Raw genomic sequence first — 8,116 nt, forward strand, 5'->3', positions numbered from 1 at the left:
TCGAACGGCACGGATTCATGTCTCCCAACGCAGTCCGAGCCAAGGCTCTGGCCAATGCGGCTATCGCCGCTTAGGCTTCAACTAACTGTCTCAAAAACCGAGGCCGGTACAGCTCCGAGAGCCTTGTTGAGATGCTCGCGTACAGCGGTCGCTCTGTCAGGATGCTCCAGATAGTTACGGGGATCACAGACCTGTTCGATAATCCGGGTGAGATAGACCTCAGCATTACCATCAGGGTGGTTAGCGACCCTGCGGAGGAAGTCAGTTGTAGCCGGGATACGCGAACTCGCGCCGATACGCATATCGAGGCCACAGTTGAGAAAGAACTGCTCGATTTTAGGGCCTGAGCGATAGATCCCGATTGGGGATGCATTATCGTTTCCAGCACCGCCCGTGATCGTATCGACCAAAGCTTTGATAACAAACGGAGAGAACTTGCCGGTCATGGCTTCATCGCGAGCAGGGTGAGAACGGTCTGTTTTCGATCCATCCAGGCGGCTGCTACCTGACTGCGCCATGCAATCATGTCATGGATCCGTTGATAATCATCGGCGATATTGCGAGTGAAGATTGGTTCATGATGCGCGATCCGGTTCCTCAGACGTCGAATGATCTGGAGGTCCGCATAGGCCGCTGCCCGCAATTGCGGGATCGTTTGTCCTGATGGTGCTCCGGGGAAACAGGTAAGCAAATGCGTGTTCCAGATGCGGGTGTCCTGACCGGCAGTGAAAATGTTCTCCCAGAATGCAAACTTTAATTCGGCTATGATCTTGCCGGTTGTGGGCAGCGTCGAGGCGCGTGTCTGAAGATCGATCGCCGGGTTATATCGCACCCGACCCTTCGGGCGAGGCAGGCTTCTGATGAAACCATTGTTCCATGGCCAGTTGGCACCATGGACACGCTCAATGGCTTCAGCGATGCCATTGCGGACAGCAACCTCGCAGACCTGAAGCGGGATGATCAGCGCCGATGAAACATCGAGATTCCACTCATAAAGCGCGAGAGCCTTTTCCCGGTCGTTGCCCATGGCTTGCAGGTAGGTTGCAAAGCGTGGTGCGGAAATGACGACGGGCAGATCCTGTATCTCGGCCGGGGAGAAAGGCAATGAGGAGTTCCTGTAGGCTCGATATTGACGGTGGCATCAGAGCCACGATATAAGAAGGCAGAGGCTTTGAGAACGCGGGCGTATGCCCCCCCTCATCGTCCAAGGATATATTAAGGCCCGCTGAAAGGCGGGCCTTTTTCTTTTTATATTGCCCGTCAAGCGCCTTGGCCAGAGTGACTATGGCGGCCAGTTCAAAGTGTTGGAAATTCATCGCTCAGGAAGCCGTGCCGTGTGTGCAATGCGTTCACCGCATCAATCACATGGTTGAACTTCCGCTGTTCCTCCGTGCATTGCTGATCGACGGTATCGTCAGACGGTGGGAAGAAGGGCGACGATCCGGTCATGGCGCGACTCCGTCCGGGGATATTCCGCGTATGATGGGGGCCTTTGGCTGTCGTCCGCAACGTGCAAGTATTTTTTCGCTCCTGTACGCACTGGTACGACAGGTGACACAGAACGCTTGCTTCCCGGAAAATCCCAGTTCTTCGCTGTCTCCCATAACGAGGGGAGGACACGATGGACCAGCCGGGAACACGGATCCAGTGGGGACAGGCGCTCGTGGTCCTGTCCATGATCGTGCTGTCCTGGTGGACAGCGACACAATGGACGGCCTGGGAACTGGCGTTCCAACCGGAACTCGGCCGGCCGTGGTTTACGGTCCTGCATCGCTGGCCGGTCTATGCCCCACCGCTGTTCTTCTGGTGGTGGTATGAGTTCGACGCCTACGCCCCGGCGGTGTTCGCACGTGGCGCCTGGATCGCGGGTTCCGGTGGGGTGCTGGCCTTCATGGCGGCGGTGGCGCTGTCCGTCCACCGCGCCCGTGAAGCGAAGCGGGCCGCGACCTATGGGTCCGCCCGTTGGGCCGAAGACGCGGAGATTCGCGCGGCGGGGCTGCTGGGCGAAGATGGCGTCGTACTGGGCAAATACGGCCGGGCCTATCTCCGGCACGATGGTCCCGAGCACGTCCTGACTTTCGCACCGACGCGCACCGGCAAGGGGGTGGGCATGGTGGTCCCTACACTCCTGACCTGGCCGGGCTCGGCCATCATCCACGACATCAAGGGGGAGAACTGGCAGATCACCGCCGGCTTCCGCGCGATTTTCGGGCACGTGCTGCTGTTCGATCCCACCAACCCGGCGTCCTCGGCCTATAACCCGCTGCTGGAAGTCCGGCGCGGGGCGTCAGAAGTTCGCGACGTGCAGAACATCGCCGACATCCTGGTCGATCCCGAAGGCTCGCTGGAGCGGCGGAACCATTGGGAAAAGACCTCCCATGCTCTGCTGGTCGGGGCGATCCTGCATGTGCTCTATGCCGAGGACGACAAAACCCTCGCCGGGGTGGCGAAATTCCTCTCCGACCCGAAACGGTCGATCGAGGCGACCCTGTCCGCCATGATGCGGACATCGCATCTCGGGAAGGCCGGGCCGCACCCCGTCGTGGCTTCGGCGGCACGGGAACTGCTCAACAAATCGGACAATGAGCGCTCCGGCGTGCTGTCCACCGCCATGTCGTTTCTTGGCCTCTACCGCGATCCTGTGGTGGCGACGGTGACCAGTCGATGCGAATGGCGGATCAGTGATCTGCTGGAGGGGGACCGGCCCGTCTCGCTGTATTTCGTCATCCCGCCTTCGGATATCAGCCGCACCAAACCGCTGATCCGCCTGATCCTCAACCAGATCGGGCGGCGGTTGACGGAGGATCTGTCCGGCCGGAAGGGACGGCGTCGCCTGCTGCTGATGCTCGATGAGTTTCCCGCTCTTGGCAGGCTGGATTTCTTTGAGAGCGCGCTGGCCTTCATGGCGGGCTACGGAATCAAGGCGTTCCTGATCGCCCAGAGCCTGAATCAGATCGACAAGGCATACGGTCAGAACAACAGTATTCTCGACAATTGCCATGTCCGGGTCAGTTTCGCCACCAACGATGAGCGCACGGCAAAGCGGGTATCCGATGGTCTGGGAGTGGCCACGGAAATCCGGTCGCAGAAGAACTATGCCGGGCACCGGCTGTCGCCCTGGCTTGGGCATCTCATGGTCTCACGGCAGGAGAGCGCGCGTCCCCTGATGACGGTGGGTGAGGTGATGCAGCTTCCGGCGCGGGATGAGGTGGTCATGGTGGCGGGTTGTCCCCCAATTCGCGCGCGCAAGGCACGGTATTTCCGGGACCGCCGGTTCGTCGAGCGCGTTCTGCCGCCGCCGGATCCCACGCAATTGGCACGGCCTGTACGACCTGATGACTGGAGTGGCCGCGCGCTTCCTGCCACCCCGTCGCCGGAGAAAACGTCGGCGGCAGAGCCTGACAGGCCCGACGATGCCGATAGCGATGAATCGCTCGGCACGGGGCGGAAGTGGTCGCGCGAGCATGACCCGGCGGATAACGACAAACGCAAGCGGCGTGCGGCACCGGACCTTTTTGGTGAGGAACCGCGACAGGATCCAGTAGCGCGGGACCGCGCTGACCTGACGCGGATTGCCCGACAGGCCGGGCTCGACCGTGGCAATGACCTTGGGTTGTGAGGGCGCAATGAGAACATTCCCGAAGAAGGCGCGGCTGTCGGTGTATCTGGAACCGAAACTGCTCGATGCCCTGACCGCCCATGCCGCGCGGCGCGATCTGTCCCTTTCCTTGGTGGCGGAAGCCGCCATCGCATCCTTCCTGTCGCCTGATGCCGATGAGCGGCGGGAAGCAGCGATGAGCCGCAGGCTGGATCGTCTCGACCGGCAGGTCGCCCGCATGGAGCGTGATCTCGGGATCAGCCTTGAGACGCTGGCTCTGTTCATCCGCTATTGGATGACAGTCAGTCCGCCCTTGCCGGAACCAGCGGCAGCGGCAGCGCGGGCGCAGGGGGCGGAACGGTATGAAGCGTTCGTGGCCGCGCTTGGACGGCGACTCAGTCGGGGACCGGTCTTCCGGCAGGAGATTCCCGACGACGTGCCATCTGACGCCAGTTAGGGGGCGTCCCGGCGTCGGTCAGTCCCGTTGCGTATTCTACGATGTTTTCGGCAGTTCCCCCGCCTTGGCACCGGCGCGATAGCCACTTTGTCGTTCGATCATCCAGCCCGGATATTCCGGCGGCAGGGCGCTGACCGCATCCAGCGTCGCCAGATCTTCTGGGGACAGCGTGACGGTGGTGGCCGCGATATTGTCCTGCAACTGGTCCGGACGTTTCGCCCCGATGATGACGCTGGTTACCACCTTGCGGTGCAGCAGCCAGGCGATGGCGATCTGCGCGACGCTGCGGCCGTGCGTCTCGGCGATCGGGCGCATGGCGTCGATCACGGCGAACGCGCGATCGCGATTGACCGGCGGGAAATCGAAGCTGGCGCGCCGACCGTCACCGCTGACCGATGTGCCGTCCCGATGGTATTTGCCTGACAGTAACCCGCCCGCCAGCGGGCTCCAGACCAGCAGTCCCACCTGTTCCTCATCCAGCATCGGCGCGATCTCGCGCTCCAGATCGCGTCCAGCGACGGTGTAATAGGCTTGCAGCGAGCGGATCATCGCCAGGCTTTTGCGCTCGGCGATGCCCAGCGCCTTGCTGATCTGCCAGGCCGCCCAGTTGGAGACGCCGACATAACGGACGGCTCCGGAGCGGACCAGCGTATCCAGCGCCTCCATTGTTTCCTCGATCGGGGTGATCGGATCCACGCCATGGATCTGGTAGAGATCGATATGGTCGAGTTGCAGCCGCTTCAGGCTGGCATGGCATTGCGCGATGATATGCGCGCGTGAGGCGCCACGGGCGTTCGGACCGTCGCCCATCGGTCCCAGCACCTTGGTCGCGACCACGATGTCATCGCGCGCCACGCCAAGGTTGCGCAGGGCCTGGCCGGTGATCTGTTCCGACAGTCCGTTGGAATAGACGTTTGCCGTGTCGAGGAAGTTGATCCCGGCATCAAGCGCGGCGCGGACCAGACCATCCGCGCTCTCCTGTGCGAGACCGCCGATCTGCTCCCAGATGCCTCCCTGACCGCCGAAGGTCATGGTGCCGAGGCAGAGTTCCGAGACCAGGAGGCCAGTACGGCCGAGCGGATTGTATTTCATGGAATGATATCTCCGCGAAAAAGACGGACCGCATGATGCGGCGTGGCGGCATGGTGCTCCCTGGGAGGGGCATCGCGGTAGGAAAATCCCATCGTATTCTTGCCCGATGCTATCAGAAACAGAAACCGTGCCTTGTGCGCCGTTATTCTCACGGGCAGCTTGATGGCGGAGGGTTAGGGATGTCTGCGATCGATCATCTGCGCGATCTTATCGGACGGCACGCGGCCGGGCGGCGCACGCCGACGGCCGTGCCCGGACTCATGCTGTTCCATTCCGAAAGCCGGTCGGTGCCGCTGAACTGTATTTACCGCTCCCGGCTCTATCTGATCGTCCAGGGTCGCAAGCGGGTCGAGCTTGGGCAGCATGCCTTCACCTATGACGACAGCCATTACCTGATCACGACAGTCGATCTGCCGGTCAGCAGCGCGGTGATCGAGGCCAGCCCGCACCAACCCTATCTGGCGCTTAGTATCGATTTCGATCCGACGATGCTGGCGGACCTGCTGCTGTCGGCACCCGTTGGCGGGGGCAGAGGGGCGGGGGAGGAAGCCGGTCTGGCCGTCGCATCACTGGACGAGGCGCTGCTGGATTCCGTGCGCCGCCTTGTCGCGCTGCTGGATACACCCGGCGATATTCCGGTTCTCGCCCCGCTGGTGCTGCAGGAAATCTATTACCGCCTGCTGACCGGGCCGCTCGGCGCCCGGCTTCGGGCGATCGCGGTGGCGGACAGCCACCTGACCCGGATTGCCGGGGTTATGGCCTGGATGCGCGCGCATTACGCCGAGGATTTCGGAATCGACGAGTTGGCGCGTCTTGCCGGCATGAGTGCGCCTTCGCTGTTCCGGCATTTCAAGGCAGTGGCGCTGATGAGTCCGATGCAATATCGCACCTGCATCCGGTTACAGGAAGCGCGGCGGCGTCTGGTGGCGGACGGTGACGACGCGGCGGAAGCTGGCTTCGCCGTGGGTTACGACAGCCCGTCCCAGTTCAGCCGCGATTACCGGCGCATGTTCGGGACACCGCCGGCCCGTGATGCCGCCCGGCTGCGGGGGGATTCTATGCTCCTTGCGCAGGAGGTCGAGGCAGAGCGCCTCTCCTGAACGTGTCTGCCGGTTTCGACAAACCGTCAGGAGCAAGTAAAACCCGCATCCGTTACGATCCTGTACGATCGAGGGAAAATGCTGTTGAAAACGGGAGAAAACAGCACTCTCTAATGATCCCCGTCGTCGTCCGGAGAGGCCGGGTGACTTGACCGGACGGGGATTTTCATGGCGGTCACATCGATTGAAAGCGCTGCCCGACAGCGTGGAATTTCCATGCTGCGCACGGCGATGGGATCGGCCATTGCCCGGCACCTCGCAGACCCCGCCGTCGTTGAGGTGATGCTCAACCCGGATGGGCGGTTGTGGATCGACCGACTGTCCGAGGGGCTGGCCGACACGGGTGAGACGATTGCGCCCGCCGATGCCGAGCGCATCGTGCGGCTGGTCGCGCACCATGTCGATGCGGAGGTGCATGAAGCGGCACCGCGTGTTTCGGCGGAACTGCCGACCGGGGAGCGGTTCGAGGGATTGCTGCCACCCGTGGTGACGGCCCCAAGCTTTGCGATCCGCAAACCCGCCGTCGCCGTGTTCACGCTCGACGATTATGTCGCTGCCGGGATCATGACCGCAGGGGAGGCGGCGTTCCTGCGTCGCGCTGTTGCAGACAGGAAGAACATCCTTGTCGCGGGTGGCACATCCACCGGCAAGACCACGCTGGTCAACGCCCTGCTGGCCGAGGTCGCGAAAACAGATGACCGCATCGTGTTGATTGAAGACACGCGGGAACTGCAATGTCGCGCGCCAAACCTCGTGTCACTTCGCACCCGCGACGGAGTGGTGTCGCTGTCTGAGTTGGTGCGATCAGCGCTCAGGCTGCGACCTGACCGTATCCCGATCGGCGAAGTGCGCGGTCCCGAGGCGCTGGATCTGCTGAAAGCGTGGGGCACGGGTCATCCCGGTGGGGTCGGCACGCTGCACGCCGGTACCGCCATCGGCGCGCTGCGTCGCATGGAGCAGCTGATCCAGGAAATCGTCGTCACCGTCCCACGCGCCCTGATCGCCGAGACGATTGACATGATCGCCGTGCTGTCCGGCCGGGGCAATGCTCGTCGCCTGTCCGAACTCGCCATGGTGGACGGGCTCGACCCTGTCACCGGTGACTACCGCATCCATCCTTTCCAGAACATGGGAGAACACCAATGACCAACGCGCCGTCTCGTGTGCGCCGTCACGCGCCTACCCTGTCCACCATCGCCCTGCTGTCGATCGTCTGGTGTTCCTCCGCGTTGGCCTCCGGATCGGACATGCCGTGGGAAGAGCCGCTCAACCAGATTCTGGAATCCGTGCAGGGGCCGGTGGCGAAGATCATCTCGGTGATCATCATCACCGTGACGGGCCTGACCCTGGCCTTTGGCGAAAGCTCGGGAGGTTTCCGGAAATTGATCCAGATCGTGTTCGGGCTGTCCATCGCCTTTGCGGCGTCCAGCTTCTTCCTGTCGTTCTTCTCCTTCTCGGGCGGAGCGCTGATCTGATGGCGAGATATGACGATGACGCGGTGCCGGGCTTTCATGTCCCGGTGCATCGCTCCCTGACCGATCCGATCCTGCTGGGTGGTGCGCCACGCGCGGTCGCCATTGCCAATGGCACGCTGGCCGCCGCGATAGCACTCGGCCTGCGGCTGTGGCTGATCGGTGCCGCGTTCTGGATCGTCGGCCACACGTTGGCGGTCTGGGGCGCCAGGCGCGATCCGTTCTTCATCGAGGTCGGGCGGCGGCATCTACGCTACCCCGCCTGGCTTCGGGTATAGGGAGATCGCCCCAATACTGTTCACTTAGAGGGTATAATGACGATATTGGGGCGATAGGGTGGAGGCCTGCCACGATGGCGACGAGGATAACGTGGTTTGAGCCGCTTGACGCCGCGGTG

The 8,116-nt window shown here is 62.5% G+C and carries 10 protein-coding genes; 6 read left to right on the plus strand and 4 right to left on the minus strand.

Translation table 11 applies throughout. The annotated features are described in order from the left end of the window. Positions 1–77 precede the first annotated feature (77 nt). The 3 genes from HLH25_RS19585 to HLH25_RS19595 all read right to left on the minus strand — a co-directional run bounded on the left by HLH25_RS19585 (position 78) and on the right by HLH25_RS19595 (position 1,449). On the minus strand, positions 78–446 hold the full coding sequence (locus tag HLH25_RS19585) for a hypothetical protein (protein ID WP_246402884.1): 369 nt from the start codon (positions 444–446) through the stop codon (positions 78–80). After that, positions 443–1,105 carry a hypothetical protein gene (locus HLH25_RS19590; protein WP_182975686.1) on the minus strand — a complete coding sequence of 221 codons (663 nt, stop codon included), beginning with the start codon at positions 1,103–1,105 and terminating at the stop codon, positions 443–445. Before HLH25_RS19590 ends, HLH25_RS19585 begins: the two co-directional genes overlap by 4 nt. 191 nt (positions 1,106–1,296) lie before the next feature. Then, complete coding sequence (locus HLH25_RS19595; RefSeq protein ID WP_182975687.1) at positions 1,297–1,449, minus strand: hypothetical protein; 153 nt, start codon at positions 1,447–1,449, stop codon at positions 1,297–1,299. A gap of 172 nt (positions 1,450–1,621) precedes the next feature. On the opposite strand from HLH25_RS19595, the gene HLH25_RS19600 reads away from it, so the two are divergent. Then, on the plus strand, positions 1,622–3,619 hold the full coding sequence (locus tag HLH25_RS19600) for a conjugal transfer protein TraG (RefSeq protein ID WP_182975688.1): 1,998 nt from the start codon (positions 1,622–1,624) through the stop codon (positions 3,617–3,619). Between the two features lie 7 nt (positions 3,620–3,626). Further along, positions 3,627–4,055, plus strand: coding sequence for a ribbon-helix-helix protein, CopG family (locus tag HLH25_RS19605; protein ID WP_182975689.1), 429 nt, complete (start codon positions 3,627–3,629; stop codon positions 4,053–4,055). A gap of 36 nt (positions 4,056–4,091) precedes the next feature. Here the strand turns inward: HLH25_RS19605 and HLH25_RS19610 are convergent, their stop codons facing one another. Continuing rightward, complete coding sequence (locus HLH25_RS19610; RefSeq protein ID WP_182975690.1) at positions 4,092–5,147, minus strand: aldo/keto reductase; 1,056 nt, start codon at positions 5,145–5,147, stop codon at positions 4,092–4,094. A 179-nt stretch (positions 5,148–5,326) separates the two neighbouring features. Between HLH25_RS19610 and HLH25_RS19615 the strand changes: the two genes are divergently transcribed. The 4 genes from HLH25_RS19615 (at position 5,327) to HLH25_RS19630 (ending at position 7,997) form a co-directional block, all read left to right on the plus strand. Continuing rightward, the gene (locus HLH25_RS19615) at positions 5,327–6,247 is read left to right on the plus strand and encodes an AraC family transcriptional regulator (protein WP_182975691.1); all 921 of its coding nucleotides are present in this window, start codon (positions 5,327–5,329) and stop codon (positions 6,245–6,247) included. 168 nt (positions 6,248–6,415) lie between these two features. Further along, positions 6,416–7,393, plus strand: a complete 978-nt coding sequence (gene trbB, locus HLH25_RS19620) for a P-type conjugative transfer ATPase TrbB (RefSeq protein ID WP_182975692.1) — start codon at positions 6,416–6,418, stop codon at positions 7,391–7,393. Continuing rightward, complete coding sequence (locus HLH25_RS19625) at positions 7,390–7,722, plus strand: TrbC/VirB2 family protein (RefSeq protein WP_182975693.1); 333 nt, start codon at positions 7,390–7,392, stop codon at positions 7,720–7,722. The genes trbB and HLH25_RS19625 overlap by 4 nt, the downstream gene beginning before the upstream one ends. After that, entirely contained in the window at positions 7,722–7,997 is a 276-nt protein-coding gene (locus HLH25_RS19630; protein WP_182975694.1) for a VirB3 family type IV secretion system protein, read from the plus strand. The genes HLH25_RS19625 and HLH25_RS19630 overlap by 1 nt, the downstream gene beginning before the upstream one ends. The last annotated feature ends 119 nt before the right edge of the window (positions 7,998–8,116 follow it).

It is taken from the genome of Gluconacetobacter dulcium (genome assembly GCF_014174165.1).
Taxonomy (GTDB): Bacteria; Pseudomonadota; Alphaproteobacteria; order Acetobacterales; family Acetobacteraceae; genus Gluconacetobacter; species Gluconacetobacter dulcium.